Origin of the sequence: Pseudomonas sp. MWU12-2319 (genome assembly GCF_023242525.1) — a bacterium.
Lineage (GTDB): Bacteria > Pseudomonadota > Gammaproteobacteria > Pseudomonadales > Pseudomonadaceae > Aquipseudomonas > Aquipseudomonas gingeri_D.
Map to the genome: position 1 here is coordinate 91603 of NZ_JALJES010000014.1, position 20973 is coordinate 112575.

The window sequence follows — 20973 nt, forward strand, 5'->3', positions numbered from 1 at the left end:
CCTCTTCGCGAGCAAGCTCTGCTCCTACAGTTAGGCGGCGAGCACAGGCATTGTGCACGGCACAAAATCTGTAGGAGCCTGGCTTGCCAGCGAAGAGGCCCGTAAGCCTTGCATCGACTGTCTGGTCCATCGCCAGCAAGCCGGCTCCTGCAGGTCGGTGTTTCACCGCGAAAATCCCAGATATACCCCTCACCCTGACACCGCCTCATCCGACCGAGAGACCCATGGGCTGGACCAACCGCCACAAACTCCTGCCATTTCTCAGCTGGTTGCCCCGGCAAACCCGCGCCAGTGTCAGCCGTGACCTGATCGTCGGCCTGAGCGGCGCCATCCTGGCCCTGCCGCAATCGGTCGCCTACGCGCTGATCGCCGGCCTGCCACCTGAATACGGCCTCTACGCGGCCATCGTCCCGGTACTGATCGCCTGTCTCTGGGGCTCGTCCTGGCACCTGATCTGCGGGCCCACGGCCGCCATTTCGATTGTCCTGTTCGCCAGTGTCAGCCCCCTCGCGGTGCCCGGCAGCCAGGACTACGTGACCCTGATCCTGTTGCTGACCTGCATTGCCGGGATCTTCCAGTGGCTGCTGGGCATGCTGCGCTTCGGCGCCCTGGTGAACTTCGTCTCCCATTCGGTGGTGCTGGGTTTCACCCTGGGCGCCGCCGTGGTCATCGCCCTCGGGCAGCTGCCGAACCTGCTGGGGCTCGATATCCCCAACCAGGCCACCGCCCTGAACAGCCTGCTGCAACTGAGCCAGCACCTCGGCGAACTGGACAAACCCTCGCTGCTGCTGGGGCTGGGCACCCTGATCCTTGGCTTCACCCTCAAATCCCTGCTGCCACGCTGGCCGACCCTGCTGATCACCCTGGTCCTGGCCAGCACGCTGGTCTGGCTGTGCCCAGGCCTGTTCGGGCATGTGCAACTGGTCAAGGGTTTTATCGGCCGGTTGCCGCCGTTCAGCGCCTTGCCGCTGGACCTGGAGACCATCCTGCGCCTGCTGCCCAGTGCCGTCGCGGTGGGCATGCTCGGGCTGGTGACCAGCCTGTCGATTGCCCGCTCGTTGTCCGCCCGTTCGCAACAATTGCTCGATGCCAACCAGGAGGTCCGCGCCCAGGGCCTGTCGAACATGATCGGCAGCCTGTTTTCCGGCTACCTGTCCGCTGGCTCGTTCACCCGCGCCGCGCTGAGTTACGAGGCCGGGGCCTGCTCACCGCTGGCCGGGGTGTTTTCTGCGCTCTGGGTAGCGCTGTTTGCCGTGACCGGCTCGGCGCTGATTGCGCATATCCCAATCCCGGCAATGGCCGGCAGTATCCTGCTGATCAGTTGGGGATTGGTGGACCGGCGGGGGATTCGGGCACTGTTCCGGGTCAGTCACGCCGAGTTCGCGGTGATGGCCCTGACCTGCGTGGCGACCTTGCTGCTGGAGTTGCAGACGGCGATTTACGCCGGGGTGCTGGCCTCGCTGTTTTTCTACCTCAAGCGCACCTCGCAGCCACGGGTGCAGCATTGGCGCGATGGCGACGAGGATGTGTTGCGGGTGGGGGGGTCGATCTTTTTCGGTGCCAGCCATTACCTGCAAGTGCAGTTGCAGCGGTTGCACGGGGTGAAGGTGGTGATCGAGGCGCAGCAGATCAACTTTATCGATTACTCGGGGGTTGAGATGCTGCATCAGGAAGCCCGGCGGTTGATACGCGAAGGCCGTAGCCTGACCCTGAGACGGGCGCGGGCGCCGGTGGTGGAGGAGTTGGTCAAGCTGGAGGGTGTGGATAAGTGCCCGATCCTGTTTGAGGATTGAGCACACGACACGATCTTGTAGGAGCCATCGCCGCGATGGCGTCCTCAGGGGCGGTGCAAGACTTTCGGGCCTCTTCGCGGGCAAGCCCTGCTCCTACAGTACGTCGTTGTTCAGAAATTCTGCGCACGCCATCAACCTGTAGGAGCAGGGCTTGCCCGCGAAGAGGCCCTGACAAACGACACAAGACTCAAGGGCCTCCTACAAAGCCAGCAACCGCCGCAGTTCCGCCAACACAGGCGCCGTATCCGGGCGTACGCCGCGCCACAGCAGGAAGGCTTCCGCCGCCTGCTCCGCCAGCATACCCAGCCCATCCATCGATACAGCCGCACCATGCTCGCTCGCCCAGCGACAGAACGCCGTCGGCTCCTTGCTGTACATCATGTCGTAGCAGAAGGTCTTGCCCGGCTCGATCAGGCTCGGCGCAATCGGCGGCACATCTCCCGACAGGCTCGCCGAAGTGGCGTTGATGATCAGGTCCACCGGCTCCCGCAGCCAGTCAAACCCACTGGCGGACACCGACCCCAGGTCGGCAAACAGCTCGGCCAGCAACTCGGCCTTTTCGACGGTCCGATTGGCGATGATCACCGAAGCCGGCTGCTCCGCCAGCAACGGTTCCAGCGCACCACGTACCGCACCACCGGCACCCAGCAGCAGGATACGCTTGCCCTTCAGGCTGAATCCGGCATTCACCGTCAGATCGCGCACCAGCCCGGCGCCGTCGGTGTTATCGCCCAACAAACTGCCATCAGCCAGCTTGCTCAGGGTATTCACCGCCCCGGCCCGCTGCGCCCGGGCCGTCAGGCTGTTGGCCAGACGATAGGCCTCTTCCTTGAACGGCACCGTCACATTGGCCCCGCGCCCTGCCTGGAAAAACGCTCGGGCACAGCCGGAAAAATCGTCAAGGGGCGCCAGCAGGGTGCTGTAGACCAACTGCTGGGCCGTCTGCTCGGCGAACAGACGGTGAATCAACGGCGACTTGCTATGGCCGATGGGATTGCCGAAGACGACATAACGATCCATCAGACAGCCCCCTCCGCCAGCCAGTCGCGGTCCTGCAGGAAGTATTCGGTCAACCGCGCCTCTTCACTGCCCGGCTCGGCCTTCCAGTCGTAGCCCCAGCGCACTTGCGGCGGCAACGACATCAGGATCGACTCGGTGCGACCGCCCGATTGCAGGCCGAACAGGGTCCCACGGTCGTACACCAGGTTGAACTCCACGTAACGACCACGACGAAACTCCTGGAACTCGCGCTGCTGCTCAGTCCAGGCCTGGGCCTTGCGCCGCTGCACGATCGGCAGGTAGGCCTCGATATAGGCATCGCCGATCGCCCGCATGAAGGCGAAGCTGGTGTCGAAGTCCCACTCGTTCAGGTCATCGAAGAACAGGCCGCCGATACCGCGCGGCTCGTTGCGGTGCTTGATATGGAAGTAGCTGTCGCACCAGGCCTTGTAACGTGGGTAGACATCGGCGCCAAACGGCGCACAGGCGCGCTCGGCCACCCGGTGCCAGTGCACGCAGTCTTCTTCATTGCCGTAGTAGGGCGTCAGGTCGAAACCACCGCCGAACCACCAGACCGGTTCCTCGCCTTCCTTCTCGGCGATGAAAAACCGCACATTGGCGTGGGACGTCGGCACGTGGGGGTTATGCGGGTGAATCACCAGGGACACGCCCAGGGCCTCAAAACCACGCCCGGCCAGTTCCGGCCGATGGGCACTGGCCGACGGCGGCAGGCCGTTGCCGAAGACGTGGGAGAAGTTCACGCCGCCTTTCTCGATGACCTGGCCGTTGCCGATCACCCGGGTCCGACCGCCACCACCAGCGGGGCGGGTCCAGGCGTCTTCAACGAAACGCGCGCCACCGTCTTCGGCCTCCAGGGCGGCACAGATACGGTCTTGCAGGTCGAGCAGATAGGCTTTCACGGCCTCGGTGCGGGTAGTCATGGCTTCACCTTGATCGGGCAAAGCTACTCGGCACATCGGACGGCCGGTAGCAAAGAGGCGCGTAGCATAGCACCGCGTTTGTACTCATCGCAGTTGACGAAGGTCAAGCGAAGGAGTCCGATAGGGCCCTTGCATCGCGCTGCACGGCGCCCCTTTGTGAAATGTCCAAGGAGAGAAAGATGGCCAAACGTATCCTGTTTCGCGCCCATGGCGGCCCGGAAGTCCTTGAGTATGTCGACTACACCCCCGCCGAGCCGGGCCCGCAGCAGGTGCGGGTACGCAACCACGCCATCGGCCTGAACTTTATCGACACCTATCTGCGTAGCGGGCTGTATGCACCACCAGCCATGCCGTCGGGCCTGGGGGCCGAGGGGGCGGGCGTGGTCGAGGCGGTCGGCAGCGAAGTCAGCCAGTTCAAGGTCGGTGATCGCGTGGCCTATGGCAGCGGTCCACTGGGCGCCTACAGCGAAGTGCATGTGCTGCCGGAAGCCAACCTGGTCCATCTGCCGGACAGCATCAGCTTCGAACAGGCCGCCGCGGTGATGCTCAAGGGTCTGACGGTGCAGTACCTGTTGCGCCAGACCTATGAGTTGAAGGGCGGTGAAACCGTGTTGTTCCATGCGGCGGCCGGGGGGGTCGGCCTGCTTGCCTGCCAGTGGGCCAAGGCCCTGGGCGTGAAGCTGATCGGTACCGTCAGTTCGCCGGAAAAGGCGGCGTTGGCCAAGTCCCTCGGCGCCTGGGAAACCATCGACTACAGCCATGAAGATGTGGCCAAGCGGGTGCTGGAACTGACCGATGGCAAGAAAGTGCCGGTGGTGTATGACGGCGTGGGCAAGGACACCTGGCTGACTTCGCTGGACAGCCTGTCGCCCCGTGGGCTGATGGTCAGCTTCGGCAATGCCTCGGGCGCGGTGGATGGGGTCAACCTGGGGATTCTGGCGGCCAAGGGCTCGCTGTATGTGACCCGGCCGACACTGGCGACCTACGCCAACAACGCGGAAAACCTGCAGATCATGGCGAAGGATCTGTTCGGGATGATCACCAGCGGCAAGCTGAAGATCGAGATCGGCGCGCGGTACAGCCTGGCGGAAGCGGCCAAGGCCCACACCGAACTGGCGGCACGGCGGACTACCGGGTCGACGGTGCTTTTGCCTTGATCGGGGTGGATGGCCGCTGCTGACGCAGCGGTTCGCCAGCAAGCTGGCTCCTACAGTATTTGTGTCGTAGCACCTTTTTGTGATCGACACCGTCCCTGTAGGAGCCAGCTTGCTGGCGATGAACGATAACGCGGTCCCCTTGTGGGAGCTGTGCTTGTCGGGCCGAACTTACGCCGGACGCACCACCTTGCCAGTCGCCAGGTCCCGGATCAGGCTCGGGTTCTTGCGCCCGCCCAGGTTACCGCCCAGCACCAGGTCGATCTGCCCCCGGAAATACTGCTCCACGCGAATCCGCGTGCGCGCCGCCTGCCGCCCCTGGGGATTGGCCGAAGTGGAAATCAGCGGCCCCACCAACGAACACAGATCCCGTACCAACGGATGATCGCTGACCCGCAGGGCCACGGTGTCATGCACACCGGTGACCCACTCCGGCAGCAAGTCCTGATGCGGCACCAGCCAGGTATTGGGCCCCGGCCAGGTACTGGCCATGCGGTCGATCCAGTCTTCCGGGAAATCCTCGAAGAGAAAATCGAACTGGCGGATATTGTCGGCGATCAGGATCAAACCCTTGTCCACCGAACGATTCTTGATCGCCAGCAAGCGGTCCACCGCCTCTTCGTTCCAGGGATCGCAACCCAAACCCCAGACCGCCTCGGTTGGATAGGCAATCACCGCTCCTGCGCGAATTTCTCGTGCGGCTTCTTGCACACGCCAACTCTTGACCATTACTCGTTCTCCGGATTCAAAGCTGCTCGCAGTTTACTCAGGTAAACCTACCTCGCGCGAGCTAACCAGCGTCCGTTTTCATTGGCAACCCGGCCTTCAAGCTCCAGTTCGGTCAGCGCCGCCAAGACTCGCGGTAATGCCCAGCCACAGGCGTTGGCCAGGGCCTCACTGCTTTGCGGTGCGGCATGCAGCAAGCCTAGCAGCGGATGCTCGGGCACGGCGGGAATCGCGCTGGCGGTCACTCGCTGCCAACCGCGCAGGGGTTCGAGGATATGTTCGACGGTTTCCACCAGTACCGCACCGTCGCGGATCAACTGATGACAGCCCTTGGCGCCGGGGTGATGGATCGAGCCGGGAATCGCATACACCTCGCGCCCCTGTTCCGCCGCCAGCCGCGCGGTGATCAGCGAGCCGCTGGCGACACTGGCCTCCACCACCAGCACACCCAGGGACAAGCCGCTGATAATCCGATTGCGCCGGGGGAAGTTGCTCGGATGGGGCGGCGCCTCCAGTGGCAACTCGGAAACCACGGCGCTGCCATGGGCAATCATCGCTTCCGCCAACCGCCGATGACGCTGTGGATAAAGATTTTCCAGACCGGTGCCGAGTACGCCGATCGTTCGCCCGCCGACGTCCAGGGCCGCCTGATGGGCCGCCCCGTCGATCCCCAGCGCCAGCCCGCTGGTGATGACAAAACCGGCACCGGCCAGGCTCCGGGAAAAGGCCGCCGCCGTATCCATGCCCGGCTTGGATGCACGCCGACTGCCAACCAACGCCAACTGCGGTTGTTCCAGAATGGCAGGATCGCCGGCCACGAACAGCAGCGGCGGGGCGTCGTCCAGTTCGGCGAGAAGGGCGGGGTAATCGGCCTGGTCCCACATCACCAGATGACAAGCCGGGCGCTCTAGCCAGCGCAATCCAGCGCTGGCAGCGTCCCGCACTTCAGGACTTCGGCGCGCCTCGGCACAGGCCGCCGGCAAGCCCAGCGCACGCCAGGCAGCGGCGGGTGCACCGAGAGCCGCCGAGGCCGAACCGAAGGCTTGAATCAGGGTTCGAAAGCGCCGCGGACCGAGTTCCGGCAGACGATGCAGACGCAGGCGGGCTTCCAGCTCCGCCGGGGACAGGGAGGTACAGTTGGACAACGACATCGGATCATCCTTGATCTGTGGCGGTCCTGGAACAGCTGGAACAAGCTGTGGATAACTCTGTGGGTAACCTGTTTAGCCTGCTAACGGAATCGGCCCTGCGTTATCGTCCGGCGCTACGGGTTGCGCACCTTGTCCATGACTGTCAGGGACCGCGTGGCAGTGAGTACTAAACCATAGCTGAGCTTTTCGTAGGTGCGGAACACCATCAGCAGGCCCGAACGCTCGTCGGGGACCTTCACCCGCTGCCCGGTGACCTGGTCGTGCACGGTCTCGCCGGTCTTCATCACCGCTAGAACGTTGCCTTCGACCAGGCCATCGCGTCGACCTTTATCGATCGTGACCACGTCCATGACGCCGATCTGTGTAACACCCCGTGGCACATCTATGATCGTGCCGCGGATCTGCGCTTGCGGCGCGCTGGGCATGAACGTCGAATTGACCGGGCGCTCTTCGCTGACGAACAGGCGGTCCCCCAGGCGAACTTCCTGGGTGGTGCGGCGCAGGTTCAGGGTGCCGATATCGCCTTCGGTCGCCACCAGCTCGCCGGTGCCGACGTCGTCGGCGTTGATCCCCAGGAACTCCTTGGTCTGCGCGTCGGTATAGACCTTGCCCTGGCGGAACAGGCCATACACCGAGTGCGCCGGGTCGAACACGCCACGAGCGTAGATCCGGTCGCCCATGCCGCTGAGCACCCGCTCATTGTTGCCGGCCAGGATATACGGGGCTTTCTGGAAGTCATTGGGGCTGTCGACAATGCGGTTGCTCAACAGGAACGCGTTGATCTTTTCCAGCGGAATGCTCGGAATCGCCTCGGCCACCGGCGAGCGGCGCACCTGCGGCGACAGTTTCACGGTCCCCCGCGACACACCGCGATCCACGACCAATCGTGGCTGACCGTCGACGAACTGCAGCGTCAGCGTATCGCCGGGGTAGATCAGGTCCGGATTCGCCACCTGGGGATTCGCGTGCCAGATTTCCGGCCACTTCCACGGCTCACTGAGAAACTTGCCGGAAATGTCCCAAAGTGTGTCACCGCGCACCACCGTATAGCGCTGTGGATAACCGTCCTTGAGTTGCACTTGCGCCTGCACGACGCCGGTAACAGCCAGCAACAGGGCGAGTAGTGTTTTCCTCATGCAGTGAATCCCTTTATTATGTGCCTTCGCGTGAAACGCCAGAGCCCCCGCGGCTCGCTCCCAAGGAGAACGTTTTACAACGGTAGCCGATCCCACCGGGACATTTCGGCAACCGTCTCTGACTTTACCTCACAAGTGCAGCAAATACGCCTATGGCCATTTTAAACATCCTCGAATTTCCAGACCCGCGCCTGCGCACCATCGCCAAACCCGTGGCCGTGGTGGACGACCAGGTGCGGCAGCTGATCGATGACATGTTTGAAACAATGTATGAAGCCCCGGGTATCGGCCTGGCGGCGACCCAGGTCAATGTGCACCAGCGCATCGTGGTCATGGACCTGAGTGAAGATCGTAGCGAACCCCGGGTGTTCATCAACCCCGAGTTCGAAACCCTGACCACCGACGTCGACCAGTACCAGGAAGGCTGCCTGTCGGTGCCGGGTTTCTATGAGAACGTCGATCGCCCGACCCAACTGCGGGTCAAGGCCCTGGACCGCGACGGCAAGCCGTTCGAGCTGGAGGCCGAGGGCCTGCTGGCGGTGTGCATCCAGCATGAGTGCGATCACCTGAACGGCAAGCTGTTCGTCGATTACCTGTCTACGCTCAAGCGCGACCGGATCAAGAAGAAACTGGAAAAGCTCCATCGCCAGAACGCCTGATCCGCCCCTTCCTGTATCTCCTGTAGGAGCGAGCTCGCTCGCGATGGACGTCAACGATAACGCGGGGTACCTGATACCCCGCGCTGCCCCGGCCACCCTCGCGAGCAAGCTCGCTCCTACAGTATCCAAGCGAGCCCTTTTTATGTCTGAGCCACTGCGCATCGTCTTCGCCGGCACCCCCGAATTCGCCGCCGAACACCTCAAGGCCCTGCTCGACAGCCCTTACGAGATCGTTGCGGTCTACACCCAGCCGGATCGTCCGGCGGGCCGTGGGCAAAAGCTGATGCCAAGCCCGGTCAAGCAACTCGCCCTGGAGCACGGCATTGTCGTCCTGCAACCGCCGACCCTGCGCAATGCCGAAGCCCAGGCCGAACTGGCAGCGCTCAAGCCGGACCTGCTGGTGGTGGTCGCCTACGGCCTGATCCTGCCGCAGGTGGTGCTGGATATCCCGCGCCTGGGCTGCATCAACAGCCACGCCTCGCTGTTGCCGCGCTGGCGCGGTGCCGCGCCAATCCAGCGCGCCGTGGAAGCCGGCGATAGCGAAAGCGGCGTAACCGTGATGCGCATGGAAGCCGGGCTCGACACCGGGCCGATGCTGCTCAAGAGCGTCACCCCGATCAGCGCCGAAGACACCGGCGGCACCTTGCACGACCGCCTGGCCGAACTCGGCCCGCCCGCCGTGCTCCAGGCCATCGCCGGTCTCGCCGCCGGGACCCTCGAAGGTGAAGTCCAGGACGACAGCCTTGCCACCTACGCCCACAAGCTGAACAAGGACGAGGCGCGCCTCGACTGGAATCGTCCGGCGGTGGAGCTGGAGCGACTGATCCGCGCCTTCAACCCCTGGCCGATCAGCCACAGCACCCTCAGTGGCGAAGCCCTGAAAGTCCTCGCCGCCAGCGTCGCCGAAGGCCAGGGCGCGCCGGGTGAAATCCTCGCCGCCAGCAAGGACGGCCTGATCGTCGCCACCGGCACCGGTGCCCTGTGCCTGACCCGCCTGCAACTGCCCGGCGGCAAGGCGCTGAACTTCAGCGACCTGTTCAACAGCCGCCGCGAGAAGTTCGCCCTCGGTACGGTGCTCGGCCAATGAACCCGCGTCTGGCCGCCGCCAAGGCACTCACCGCCGTCCTCAACGGCAAGGCCTCGCTCAACAGCTCGTTGCCGCTGCAACTGGACAAGGTCGAGGCCCGTGATCGCGGCCTGACCCAGGACCTGGCGTTCGGCACCGCGCGCTGGCAGCCACGCCTCTCGGCGCTGGCGGCCAAGCTGCTGCAAAAACCCTTCAAGGCCGCCGACGCCGACGTCGAAGCCTTGCTGCTGGTCGGTCTCTATCAACTGCTCTACACCCGCGTGCCGGCCCATGCCGCCATCGGCGAAACCGTCGGTTGCGCCGACAAGCTGAAAAAGCCCTGGGCCAAGGCCTTGATCAATGCCGTGCTGCGCCGCGCCCAGCGGGAAGGCGAGGCGCTGCTGGCCGAGCTGGAACATGACCCGGTGGTCCGTACCGCCCACCCGCGCTGGCTGCAAAAATCCCTCAAGGCCTTCTGGCCGGAACAGTGGGAAGCCATCTGCGCGGCGAACAACGCCCATCCGCCGATGATCCTGCGGGTCAATCGCCGCCATCACTCGCGCGATGCCTACCTCAAGCTGCTGGGCGACGCCGGGGTCATCGCCCACGCGTGCGTCTACAGCCCGGACGGCATCGTGCTGGAAGAGGCCTGTGACGTACGCAACCTGCCCGGCTTCAATGAAGGCTGGATCAGCGTCCAGGACGAAGCCGCGCAACTGGCCGCCGACCTGCTGGACCTGGCCCCCGGCCAACGGGTGCTCGACGCCTGCTGCGCCCCCGGCGGCAAGACCTGCCATATCCTCGAAGTCCAGCCACAACTGGCCGGCGTGGTCGCCGTGGACCTGGAGGCCAAGCGCCTGGTGCGGGTACGCGAGAACCTCGCGCGCCTCGGCCTGGACGCCGAACTGATCGCCGCCGACGGCCGTGATGTCGCCACCTGGTGGGACGGCAAGCCGTTCCAGCGCATCCTGCTGGATGCCCCGTGCTCGGCCACCGGCGTGATCCGCCGCCATCCGGACATCAAGCTGACCCGCCAACCCGACGACATCACCGCCCTGGCCGCCTTGCAAGGCGAGCTGCTGGACGCGATGTGGACGACCCTGGAAGTCGGCGGCATCCTGCTCTACGCCACCTGCTCGACCCTGCCGACCGAGAACACCGAAGTGATCGAGGCGTTTCTCGCCCGCACCTCCGGTGCCCGTGAACTGGATATCGCCGGGGACTTCGGCCTCAAGCAGCCCCACGGTCGCCAGTTGCTGGCCCAGCAAGGCGGACACGACGGTTTCTACTACGCCAAGCTGATCAAGATCGCCGCCGCGCGCGGCTGAGCCGGGACAACGGAGCGACCCGATGAAAATCATCATCCTCGGTGCCGGCCAGGTCGGCGGCACCCTGGCCGAACACCTGGCCAGCGAAGCCAACGACATCACCGTGGTCGACACCGACGGCGAGCGCCTGCGCGACCTCGGCGACCGCCTGGACATCCGCACCGTGCAGGGCCGCGCCTCGTTTCCGACCATCCTGCGCCAGGCCGGCGCGGATGACGCCGACATGCTGGTGGCGGTGACCAACAGCGACGAAACCAATATGGTCGCCTGCCAGGTCGCCCACACCCTGTTCCACACCCCGACCAAGATCGCCCGGGTCCGCGAGGCGGCCTACCTGACCCGCGCCGGGCTGTTCGACAACGACGCGATTCCGGTGGATGTGCTGATCAGCCCGGAGCAGGTGGTCACCCACTACATCAAGCGCCTGATCGAACACCCGGGGGCCTTGCAGGTGATCGACTTCGCCGAAGGCAAGGCCCAGTTGGTGGCGGTCAAGGCCTACTACGGCGGGCCGCTGGTGGGGCAACAACTGCGCCAGTTGCGCGAACGCATGCCCAACGTCGACACCCGGGTGGCGGCGATCTTCCGCCGCGACCGGCCGATCATGCCCCGTGGCGACACGGTGATCGAAGCCGACGACGAAGTGTTTTTCATCGCCGCCAAGGCCCATATCCGCGCCGTGATGGGCGAAATGCGCCGTCTCGACGAGCGCTACAAGCGCATTGTTATCGCTGGCGGCGGGCAGATCGGCGAACGGCTGGCCGAAGCCATCGAAAGCCGTTACCAGGTCAAGATCATCGAGAAAAACCCGGCCCGTTGCCGCCACCTCTCGGACAGCCTGGACAGCACCGTGGTGCTGCAAGGCAGCGCCTCGGACCGCGACCTGCTGCTGGAAGAGAACATTGCCGACACCGATGTGTTCCTGGCCCTGACCAACGACGATGAAGCCAACATCATGTCGTCGCTGCTGGCCAAGCGTCTGGGGGCGAAGAAGGTCATGACCCTGATCAACAACCCGGCCTATGTCGACCTGGTCCAGGGCGGCGAGATCGATATCGCCATCAGCCCGCAACTGGCGACCATCGGCACGTTACTGGCCCATGTGCGCCGGGGCGATATCGTCAGCGTGCACTCGCTACGGCGAGGGGCGGCGGAGGCCATCGAGGCGATTGCCCATGGCGACGCGAAGTCGAGCAAGGTGGTGGGTCGGGCCATCGCCGATATCGCCTTGCCGCCAGGGGCGACCATCGGTGCGATCATTCGCGACGAAGAGGTACTGATCGCCCACGATGCCACGGTGATCCAGGCGGGCGACCATGTCATCCTGTTCCTTGTGGATAAAAAACAGATTCGCGATGTGGAAAAGCTGTTTCATGTCGGTCTGAGTTTTTTCTGACCCATACCGAGGATCACCATGCTCGAATCACTGGAAAAAATGCTCGCCAAGGGTGTGGATAACTCGCTGCTGCGCTTCGGCCTCGGCAAGGGTTACCTGGACCTTGGGGAAAACACCAAGGCCGCCGAACACCTGCAACGCTGCGTCGGTTTCGACCCGAAATACTCCGCCGCCTGGAAACTGCTGGGCAAGGCGTATCAGGCCGCGGGCGACAACGTCGCCGCCAGAGAGGCGTGGGAACAGGGACTGGAAGCCGCCCGCGCCCATGGCGACAAGCAGGCGGAAAAGGAAATGACGGTGTTTCTGAAAAAGCTCGAAAAAGCCGCGCTCAAAGATCAATAAAGCGCAGGCCGATGCCGTCGGCGTCGACCCGGACTACTTCCATCCGAATCCGCGGCGCCACTGCGGGCAGACCCTGCACCTGGCCATAGACCACCGCGCCGGTGGTCAGGCGCGACAAGCTCGGGTGCGTCACATACACACCTTTACTGGATAGATTGCGCGTGTGCCCCAGGCACTCGCCGATGCTGGGGTGTTGGATCTTGATGCGTAGAGAATTCTTGTTATTGGACATCTACTGCGTCCTGAAAATACATCTGTGGATAAATCCCCGTCGCTGACTTATCCACAGATCATGCCAATCCTGTTTCAATACCAGCGCTTCTCACCCGCCGGACGTCGGCGAAAGCGCTTCATGCTCCACATGTACTGGTCCGGATAAGCCCGCACATAACGCGCCACCACCTGGCTCATGGCGGCCACGGAGGTCTCTGTATCGGTGCTGTACATGGCTTCGGGCGCAGCTTCGAGGATCACCTTGAAACCCGAACCGTCGGGCAGGCGCAGCGCGTGGAGGAACACCCCCACCGCCTTGCCGCCGGCGAGCATATTGGGCACGAACTTGCTGGTCAGCGCCGTGGTGCCAAGGAAAGGCACGAATACCCCGGCGGATTCGGCCGGTTCCGGGTCAGCGGGAATGCCCACCGCACCACCTTTGCGCACTTCCTTGATCACGCTGAGGATGCCTTCCTTGGTGGAGGCGGCCACCCGGTTGCCCAACTGCACCCGCTGCTTGCGCAACAGTTCGTCCACCGCCTTGAGCTTGGGCGGACGGTAGAAAATGATCGGCTTGCACTGGCTGCAATAGAAGTGATTGAGCACTTCCCAGTTGCCCAGGTGGCTGGTGATGCCGACCACGCCCTTGCCCGAGGCCAGGGCCTCCTTGAGGATGTCCAGGCCTTCGACTTCACGGACCCGCTCCATCGAGCGATGGGCCGGCCAGATCCAGGCACAGGCGCTTTCGGTAAAGGACTTGCCGATGCCCATCAGGCTGCGACCGACCAACTGCTCGCGGGCCACCGGGTCGAGCTCCGGAAAACATTTCACCAGGTTGATCCGCACCACGTCGCGGGAACGATTGGGCAGCTTCCACATCAGCCAGCCGATGGCCGCACCCACCCGTTGCACCGCGCACCAGGGCAGCAGGGCAAACAACCGCAACGCCCCCACCAGCATGGCGCCTTTAAACTTGTCCACAGGCCACTCCTGTCGTGATCGAGCTTGTTATCAGCCGGCTATTGTAACCGTGGTGCGGCCAATGTGGCGTAGCGATCACAATCGGTGGTGTGGTCCATGACCATGCCCGAGGCCTGCATGAAGGCGTAGCAGATGGTCGGGCCGACAAATTTGAAGCCGAGTTTCTTCAAGGCCTTGCTCATGGCCTCGGCCTCGGGCGTGACGGCCGGGACCTCGCCGCGCACCTGGAAATGATTGATTTTCTGCACCCCGCCGACAAAGGACCAGAGCAGCGCCACCGGGTCCTCCAGCGTCAGCCAGACCTGGGCATTGCGCCGCGCGGCATTGAGTTTCAAGCGATTACGGATAATTCCGGGATCGAGCATCAGTTGCTCGATATCGGCGTCGCCCATGGCCGCGACTTTGTGCACATCGAAACCGAACAGCACCTTCCGATAGTGCTCGCGTTTCTTCAGGATGGTGATCCACGACAAACCGGCCTGGAACCCTTCGAGCAAAAGCAACTCGAACAGACGCTGCCCATCGTGCAGCGGCACGCCCCACTCCTGATCGTGATAGGCCATGTACAAAGGATCGTCGTTGCACCAAAAGCAGCGTGGCATAAGGCTCCAGGGGGCGTGCGCGTGGCCGAATCGGGTATACTCCCGCCTTTTGAATCGCAGCCCAAGTAACAGGTGAATTTCGTGAGCCAGCCTACGCCAGCCGTGCGTACCTTCCAAGACTTGATCCTCGCCCTCCAGCAATACTGGGCCGAGCAAGGTTGTGTGGTACTTCAGCCCTACGATATGGAAGTAGGCGCCGGCACCTTTCATACCGCCACGTTCCTGCGCGCCATCGGCCCGGAAACCTGGAACGCCGCCTACGTACAGCCCAGCCGCCGCCCGACTGACGGCCGCTACGGCGAAAACCCGAACCGCTTGCAGCACTACTACCAGTTCCAGGTGGTCCTCAAGCCGAACCCGGACAACTTCCAGGAACTGTACCTGGGCTCGCTCAAGCACGTGGGCCTCGACCCGCTGGTGCACGACATCCGTTTCGTCGAGGACAACTGGGAATCGCCGACCCTCGGCGCCTGGGGCCTGGGCTGGGAAGTCTGGCTCAACGGCATGGAAGTCACCCAGTTCACCTACTTCCAGCAGGCCGGCGGCATCGAGTGCTACCCGGTCACCGGTGAGATCACCTATGGTCTGGAACGCCTGGCGATGTACCTGCAGGGCGTCGATTCGGTCTACGACCTGGTCTGGGCCGACGGCCCGTTCGGCAAGGTGACCTATGGCGACGTGTTCCACCAGAACGAAGTGGAGCAGTCGACCTACAACTTCGAACACGCCAACGTCGAGAAGCTGTTCGAACTGTTCGATTTCTATGAAAGCGAAGCCAAGCGCCTGATCGAGCTGGACCAGCCGCTGCCGTTGCCAAGCTATGAAATGGTCCTCAAGGCCTCGCACACCTTCAATCTGCTGGATGCACGCCGGGCGATCTCGGTCACCGCGCGTCAGCAGTACATCCTGCGGGTCCGTACCCTGGCCCGTTCCGTGGCACAGGCCTACCTGATGGCCCGGGCCAAACTGGGCTTCCCGATGGCGACCCCGGATTTGCGTGACGAAGTGTTGGCTAAGTTGGAGGCAGCACAATGAGTGCTCAAGATTTTCTGGTTGAACTGGGCACGGAAGAGCTGCCACCCAAGGCCCTCAATACCCTGGCCGAGGCCTTTCTCGCCGGTATCGAAAAGGGCCTGCAAAGCGCCGGCCTGAGCTTCGAAAGCAAGCAGGTCTATGCCGCGCCACGCCGCCTGGCCGTACTGCTGACCCAGCTGCAAACCCAGCAGCCGGACCGCAGCATCAACCTCGACGGGCCGCCACGCCAGGCCGCCTTCGACGCCGAAGGCAACCCGACCCAGGCCGCCCTGGGTTTTGCCAAGAAATGCGGCGTGGAACTGAGCGAAATCGACCAGAGCGGGCCGAAACTGCGCTACACCCAGAGCATCCAGGGCAAGCCGACCGCCAGCCTGCTGCCGACCATCGTCGAGGATTCGCTGAATGACCTGCCGATTCCCAAGCGCATGCGCTGGGCCGCGCGCAAGGAAGAGTTCGTGCGTCCGACCCAATGGCTGGTGATGCTGCTCGGTGACCAGGTCATCGACTGCACCATCCTCGCCCAGAAAGCCGGTCGCGACTCCCGTGGTCACCGCTTCCATCACCCGCAAAGCGTGCGCATCACCTCGCCGGCCAACTACCTGAGCGACCTGCGCGCCGCCTATGTGCTGGCTGACGCTACAGAACGTCGCGAGCTGATCAGCCAACGCACCACCGAGCTGGCGACCCAGCAGGAAGGCACGGCGATCATGCCGGCGGACCTGCTCGACGAAGTCAGCGCCCTGGTCGAATGGCCGGTGCCGCTGGTGTGCTCCTTCGAGGAACGTTTCCTCGACGTGCCGCAAGAAGCCCTGATCACCACCATGCAGGACAACCAGAAGTACTTCTGCCTGCTGGACGTCGACGGCAAGCTGCTGCCGCGTTTCATCACCGTCGCCAACATCGAGAGCAAGGACCCGCAACAGATCATCGCCGGTAACGAGAAAGTCGTTCGCCCGCGCCTGACCGACGCCGAGTTCTTCTTCAAGCAGGACAAGAAGCAGAAGCTCGAGCAGTTCAACCTGCGTCTGCAGAACGTGGTGTTCCAGGAAAAACTGGGCAGCGTCTACGACAAGGCCGAACGTGTCTCCAAGCTGGCCGCTTTCATCGCCCCACGCATCGGCGGCGACGCCCAGCGCGCGGCCCGTGCCGGCCTGCTGTCGAAATGCGACCTGGCCACCGAGATGGTCGGCGAGTTCCCGGAGATGCAAGGTGTCGCCGGTTACTACTACGCCCTCAATGACGGCGAGCCGCAAGACGTGGCCCTGGCCCTGAACGAACAGTACATGCCCCGCGGTGCCGGCGCCGAACTGCCGGGCACCCTGACCGGTGCGGCAGTGGCGATTGCCGACAAGCTCGACACCCTGGTCGGGATCTTCGGCATCGGCATGCTGCCCACCGGTAGCAAGGACCCCTATGCCCTGCGTCGTGCCGCCCTCGGCGTGCTGCGCATCCTGATCGACAAGAAGCTGGACCTCGACCTGATCGAGACCGTCGAGTTCGCGGTCAAGGCCTTCGGTACCCGGGTCAAGGCCGCCGGCCTGGCCGATCTGGTGCTGGAGTTCATCTTCGACCGTCTGCGTGCCCGTTACGAAGACGAAGGCGTGGACGTGGCGACCTACCTGTCGGTCCGTGCCCTCAAGCCGGGTTCGGCGCTGGACTTCGACCAACGCGTGCAAGCTGTGCAGAAATTCCGCCAGTTGCCGGAAGCGGCTGCCCTGGCAGCGGTGAACAAACGTGTATCGAACCTGCTGAGCAAGGCCGAAGGCAGCATCCCGGGCACCGTGGAAGCCAAGTACTTCGACAACGCCAACGAGTTCTCGCTGTACGCGGCGATCCAACAGGCGGACCAGGCGGTCCAGCCGATGGCCGCGGCACGTCAGTACAACGAATCCCTGGCACGCCTGGCCGCCCTGCGCGAGCCGGTGGATGCGTTCTTCGAAGCGGTGATGGTCAATGCCGAGGACGCCAAGGTCCGCGCCAACCGTTATGCGCTGCTGGCGCGTCTGCGAGGCCTGTTCCTGGGTGTCGCCGATATTTCGCTGCTGGGCTGAGGGCGCGTCTTGAAGCTGCTGATTCTCGATCGGGACGGGGTGATCAACCAGGACTCCGACGCCTACATCAAGTCGGTGGAGGAATGGATTCCGCTCCCCGGCGCGATCGAAGCCATTGCGCAGTTGAGCAGGGCCGGCTGGACGGTGGCGGTGGCCACCAACCAGTCCGGCATTGCTCGCGGCTACTACGACATTGCCACCCTGGAAGCCATGCACGAGCGCCTGCGTTCGTTGGTGGCGCAACAGGGGGGTGAACTCGGGCTGGTGGTGTATTGCCCGCACGGGCCGGATGAGGGTTGCGCCTGTCGCAAACCCAAGCCCGGCATGTTGCGTACCATCGCCGAGCATTACGGGGTGTCGTTGGCTAGTCTATGGTTTGTCGGCGACACCCTCGGTGACTTGGAGGCGGCGCGGGCCGTCGACTGTCAGCCTGTTTTGGTAAAAACCGGTAAAGGCGAAAAGACACTGGGTAAAACCCTGCCGGTGGGCACCCTGGTTTTTGACGATCTGGCGGCGGTTGCCGCAGAACTTATCCACAACTGAAGCTCTTCTGACCTCCTGACCAAGGACTGTTCGGGAAGCGCTTTTTATAGGCGGGCAATGCCCGCAACGGTAAATGCCGCTATGTCGATCCTGCAGGCCATCAGAACCTTTTTCTTTTACCTGCTGCTGGGCACCAGTTCGCTGTTGTGGTGCTCCCTGAGCTTTTTTATCGCGCCGTTCCTGCCGTTCAAGGCACGTTATCGCTTTATCAATGTGTACTGGTGCCGTTGTGCCCTGTGGCTGACCAAGGTCTTCCTCGGCATCACGGTCGATATCAAAGGTGCGGAGAATGTGCCCGAGCGCCCTTGCGTGATTCTGTCGAATCACCAGAGCACCTGGGAAACCTTCTTCCTCTCGGCCTATTTCTCGCCATTGAGCCAGGTGCTCAAGCGTGAGTTGCTGTATGTGCCGTTCTTCGGCTGGGCCATGGCCATGCTGCGGCCGATCGCCATTGACCGGGACAACCCGAAGGCAGCGCTCAAGCATGTGGCGAAAAAGGGCGACGAGTTGCTCAAGGACAATGTCTGGGTGCTGATCTTCCCGGAAGGCACCCGTGTGCCGTTCGGAACGGTCGGCAAGTTCTCCCGGGGCGGTACGGCACTGGCGGTAAACGCCGATCTGCCGGTGCTGCCGATTGCCCACAACGCCGGCAAGTTCTGGCCGAAGACCGGCTGGCTGAAGAAACCCGGCACCATCACGGTGGTGATCGGCAAGCCGATGATGGCCGAGGGCAGCGGGCCACGGGCGATTGCCGAGCTCAATGACCGGGTCCAGGCCTGGAACGAGCAGACCCAGCGGGACATGGGCTCATTGCCGCCGGCGCCGGCGGTAGAGACGCCTGTCGCCATTTGATGGGATTGTGGATAACTTGTGCACAAGATTTTGATTTCTTTCAGAAATACGATGTAAGTATATGATTTTATTGCTTATTTCTCTGTATGACTTTCTGTTGTAAATCGTGCATAAGTTTTTTTGGGCGATAAAAAAACCGGCTTTGATGCCGGTTTTTCAAACTGAAATAGGGTCCACCGCTCGACGCTCGATTAGCGACGAAGAGGCCTTTGAGATCGCCACAACCCTGTAGGAGCCTGGCTTGCCAGCGAAGGGGCCCGCAAGGACGCTAAAAGCTTCGCGGGCAAGCCCTGCTCCTACAGGTTTCGTGGTGTCTGCAAAGTCGTCGGCAACCTCAGACCTTGTCCAGATCCACGCCCTTGGTTTCCTTCAGGCAGAACAACCCCACCACCAGGCTGACTCCGGTGACCAGCACCGGGTACCACAGGCCATAGAAGATATCCCCGGTGTAGACCACCAGCGCAAAGGACACCGTGGGCAGGAACCCGCCGAACCAGCCGTTGCCGATATGGTAGGGCAGCGACATGGAGGTGTAGCGGATGCGCGTCGGGAATAGCTCGACCATCACCGCCGCCAGCGGGCCATAGGTCATGGTGGCAATCAGAATCAGCAAGACGATCAGCAGCACCACCATCGGCTCATTCACTGACGCGCTATCGGCCTTGGCCGGATAACCCGCCGTGGTGATTGCCGAACGCATCGCCGCTTCGTCGTACCCGCTGATCTTCTGTTCTCCCACCGAGACCGTCACATTCGTCCCCGGTGCCGCGGCTTGCGAGCTGTAGGGCAAGCCCTGCTTGACCAGGAAGGTCTTGACCTTGTCGCACGGGCTGTCGAAACGCGCCTTGCCCACCGGGTCGAACTGGAAGGTGCAGCTCGCCGGATCGGCCAGCACCACGATCGGTGCCTGGCGGCTGGCCGCGTCGATCTGAGGATTGGCGTAATGGCTCAAGGCTTTGAACAGCGGGAAATAACACACGGTCGCCAGCAACAGGCCGAACATCAGGATCGGCTTGCGACCGATCTTGTCCGACAGCCAGCCGAACAGCACAAAGAACGGCGCACCGATCACCACGCTGATGATCAGCAGGGTATTGGCCTGGGTCGGGTCCATCTTGAGCATCTGGGTCATGAAGAACAGCACGTAGAACTGCGCGGTGTAGAAGGTCACCGCCTGCCCGGCGTTGATGCTGAAGAGGGCGGTCAGGACGATCTTCAGGTTCTGCCAGGAGCCGAAGGATTCACGGATCGGCGAGCGGCTGACCTTGCCCTGGGCCTTCATTTTCACGAAGGCCGGCGACTCGTGCATGCTCAGGCGGATCCAGGTGGAAATCGCCAGCAGGAAGATCGACAGCAGGAACGGCAGGCGCCAGCCCCAGACTTCGAACTGATCGCCGCTGATATAACGGCTGGCGAGCACCACCAGCAGGGACAGCAGCAGGCCCAGGGTCGCGGTGGATTGAATCCAGCCGGTATACGAACCGCGTTTGCCGGTCGGTGCGTGCTCGGCCACGTAAGTCGCGGCGCCGCCGTATTCACCGCCGAGCGCCAGGCCCTGGAGCATGCGCAGCAGGACCAGGATGATCGGCGCGGCGATACCGATGCTGGTGTAGGTCGGCAACAGGCCGACGGCAAAGGTGGAAAGGCCCATCAGGATGATGGTCATGAGGAAGGTGTATTTGCGCCCGATCATATCCCCCAGGCGCCCGAATACCAGGGCACCGAAAGGCCGGACCAGGAAGCCCGCGGCAAAGGCCATGAGGGCGAAGATAAACGCCGTGGTGTCGTTGACCCCTGCAAAGAACTGCTTGCTGATCACCGCCGCCAGGGCGCCATAGAGAAAAAAGTCATACCACTCGAAAACCGTCCCGAGGGATGACGCAAAAATGATCTTTCGTTCTTCCCGGCCGGTGTTCGCGATAACGCGCACGGGCTGTTGCTCGATGTAGTCCGACATTTGCCATGTCCTCGGCCCTGGGGGCCACAGTGATTATTGTTGTTGTTC

Annotated in this window: 20 protein-coding genes; 11 read left to right on the forward strand and 9 right to left on the reverse strand. The window is 63.1% G+C overall.

What is annotated here, in order from left to right; translation table 11 throughout:
* The first annotated feature begins 224 nt into the window (after positions 1-224).
* On the forward strand, positions 225-1793 hold the full coding sequence (locus M5C01_RS22205) for a SulP family inorganic anion transporter (protein ID WP_103496227.1): 1569 nt from the start codon (positions 225-227) through the stop codon (positions 1791-1793).
* 198 nt (positions 1794-1991) lie between these two features.
* On the opposite strand, the gene aroE is transcribed toward M5C01_RS22205, so the two are convergent.
* Positions 1992-2813: a shikimate dehydrogenase gene (gene aroE / locus M5C01_RS22210; RefSeq protein ID WP_152736557.1), complete on the reverse strand. Its 822-nt coding sequence runs from the start codon at positions 2811-2813 to the stop codon at positions 1992-1994.
* The gene (hemF, locus tag M5C01_RS22215) at positions 2813-3733 is read right to left on the reverse strand and encodes an oxygen-dependent coproporphyrinogen oxidase (protein ID WP_103497201.1); all 921 of its coding nucleotides are present in this window, start codon (positions 3731-3733) and stop codon (positions 2813-2815) included. The genes aroE and hemF overlap by 1 nt, the downstream gene beginning before the upstream one ends.
* 179 nt (positions 3734-3912) lie before the next feature.
* Between hemF and M5C01_RS22220 the strand changes: the two genes are divergently transcribed.
* Positions 3913-4890, forward strand: coding sequence for a quinone oxidoreductase (locus M5C01_RS22220; RefSeq protein ID WP_152736558.1), 978 nt, complete (start codon positions 3913-3915; stop codon positions 4888-4890).
* Positions 4891-5058: 168 nt separating this feature from the next.
* Here the strand turns inward: M5C01_RS22220 and M5C01_RS22225 are convergent, their stop codons facing one another.
* The 3 genes from M5C01_RS22225 to M5C01_RS22235 form a co-directional block, all read right to left on the reverse strand.
* Positions 5059-5616, reverse strand: a complete 558-nt coding sequence (locus M5C01_RS22225) for an L-threonylcarbamoyladenylate synthase (protein ID WP_152736559.1) — start codon at positions 5614-5616, stop codon at positions 5059-5061.
* Between the two features lie 47 nt (positions 5617-5663).
* Positions 5664-6764, reverse strand: a complete 1101-nt coding sequence (dprA, locus tag M5C01_RS22230) for a DNA-processing protein DprA (RefSeq protein ID WP_152736560.1) — start codon at positions 6762-6764, stop codon at positions 5664-5666.
* A 113-nt stretch (positions 6765-6877) separates the two neighbouring features.
* A complete protein-coding gene (locus tag M5C01_RS22235; RefSeq protein ID WP_103497197.1) occupies positions 6878-7900 on the reverse strand; it encodes a LysM peptidoglycan-binding domain-containing protein in 1023 nt (340 codons plus the stop codon).
* A gap of 152 nt (positions 7901-8052) precedes the next feature.
* On the opposite strand from M5C01_RS22235, the gene def reads away from it, so the two are divergent.
* The 5 genes from def to M5C01_RS22260 all read left to right on the forward strand — a co-directional run bounded on the left by def (position 8053) and on the right by M5C01_RS22260 (position 12691).
* A complete protein-coding gene (gene def, locus M5C01_RS22240) occupies positions 8053-8559 on the forward strand; it encodes a peptide deformylase (RefSeq protein WP_103497196.1) in 507 nt (168 codons plus the stop codon).
* Between the two features lie 142 nt (positions 8560-8701).
* Positions 8702-9646 carry a methionyl-tRNA formyltransferase gene (gene fmt / locus M5C01_RS22245; RefSeq protein ID WP_152736561.1) on the forward strand — a complete coding sequence of 315 codons (945 nt, stop codon included), beginning with the start codon at positions 8702-8704 and terminating at the stop codon, positions 9644-9646.
* Entirely contained in the window at positions 9643-10953 is a 1311-nt protein-coding gene (gene rsmB, locus M5C01_RS22250; protein ID WP_152736562.1) for a 16S rRNA (cytosine(967)-C(5))-methyltransferase RsmB, read from the forward strand. Before fmt ends, rsmB begins: the two co-directional genes overlap by 4 nt.
* A 22-nt stretch (positions 10954-10975) precedes the next feature.
* Entirely contained in the window at positions 10976-12349 is a 1374-nt protein-coding gene (trkA, locus tag M5C01_RS22255; protein WP_103497193.1) for a Trk system potassium transporter TrkA, read from the forward strand.
* An 18-nt stretch (positions 12350-12367) separates the two neighbouring features.
* On the forward strand, positions 12368-12691 hold the full coding sequence (locus tag M5C01_RS22260) for a tetratricopeptide repeat protein (RefSeq protein WP_152736563.1): 324 nt from the start codon (positions 12368-12370) through the stop codon (positions 12689-12691).
* On the opposite strand, the gene M5C01_RS22265 is transcribed toward M5C01_RS22260, so the two are convergent.
* The 3 genes from M5C01_RS22265 to M5C01_RS22275 all read right to left on the reverse strand — a co-directional run bounded on the left by M5C01_RS22265 (position 12678) and on the right by M5C01_RS22275 (position 14487).
* Positions 12678-12923, reverse strand: a complete 246-nt coding sequence (locus M5C01_RS22265; RefSeq protein ID WP_100939945.1) for a PilZ domain-containing protein — start codon at positions 12921-12923, stop codon at positions 12678-12680. The genes M5C01_RS22260 and M5C01_RS22265 overlap by 14 nt on opposite strands.
* Before the next feature lie 74 nt (positions 12924-12997).
* Positions 12998-13885 (reverse strand): lysophospholipid acyltransferase, encoded by an 888-nt coding sequence (locus M5C01_RS22270; RefSeq protein WP_178129693.1) that lies wholly within the window; start codon positions 13883-13885, stop codon positions 12998-13000.
* A 38-nt stretch (positions 13886-13923) separates the two neighbouring features.
* Complete coding sequence (locus tag M5C01_RS22275) at positions 13924-14487, reverse strand: DNA-3-methyladenine glycosylase I (RefSeq protein WP_152736564.1); 564 nt, start codon at positions 14485-14487, stop codon at positions 13924-13926.
* 81 nt (positions 14488-14568) lie between these two features.
* On the opposite strand from M5C01_RS22275, the gene glyQ reads away from it, so the two are divergent.
* The 4 genes from glyQ to M5C01_RS22295 are packed head-to-tail and all read left to right on the forward strand — an operon-like array spanning position 14569 to position 18968.
* Positions 14569-15522, forward strand: a complete 954-nt coding sequence (gene glyQ, locus M5C01_RS22280) for a glycine--tRNA ligase subunit alpha (RefSeq protein ID WP_053253611.1) — start codon at positions 14569-14571, stop codon at positions 15520-15522.
* A complete protein-coding gene (glyS, locus tag M5C01_RS22285) occupies positions 15519-17573 on the forward strand; it encodes a glycine--tRNA ligase subunit beta (RefSeq protein ID WP_152736565.1) in 2055 nt (684 codons plus the stop codon). Before glyQ ends, glyS begins: the two co-directional genes overlap by 4 nt.
* A gap of 9 nt (positions 17574-17582) precedes the next feature.
* On the forward strand, positions 17583-18116 hold the full coding sequence (gene gmhB / locus M5C01_RS22290) for a D-glycero-beta-D-manno-heptose 1,7-bisphosphate 7-phosphatase (protein ID WP_152736566.1): 534 nt from the start codon (positions 17583-17585) through the stop codon (positions 18114-18116).
* A gap of 57 nt (positions 18117-18173) precedes the next feature.
* On the forward strand, positions 18174-18968 hold the full coding sequence (locus M5C01_RS22295) for a lysophospholipid acyltransferase family protein (protein ID WP_178129694.1): 795 nt from the start codon (positions 18174-18176) through the stop codon (positions 18966-18968).
* 334 nt (positions 18969-19302) lie between these two features.
* Here the strand turns inward: M5C01_RS22295 and M5C01_RS22300 are convergent, their stop codons facing one another.
* Positions 19303-20925: an MFS transporter gene (locus M5C01_RS22300; RefSeq protein WP_152736567.1), complete on the reverse strand. Its 1623-nt coding sequence runs from the start codon at positions 20923-20925 to the stop codon at positions 19303-19305.
* Positions 20926-20973 lie beyond the last annotated feature (48 nt).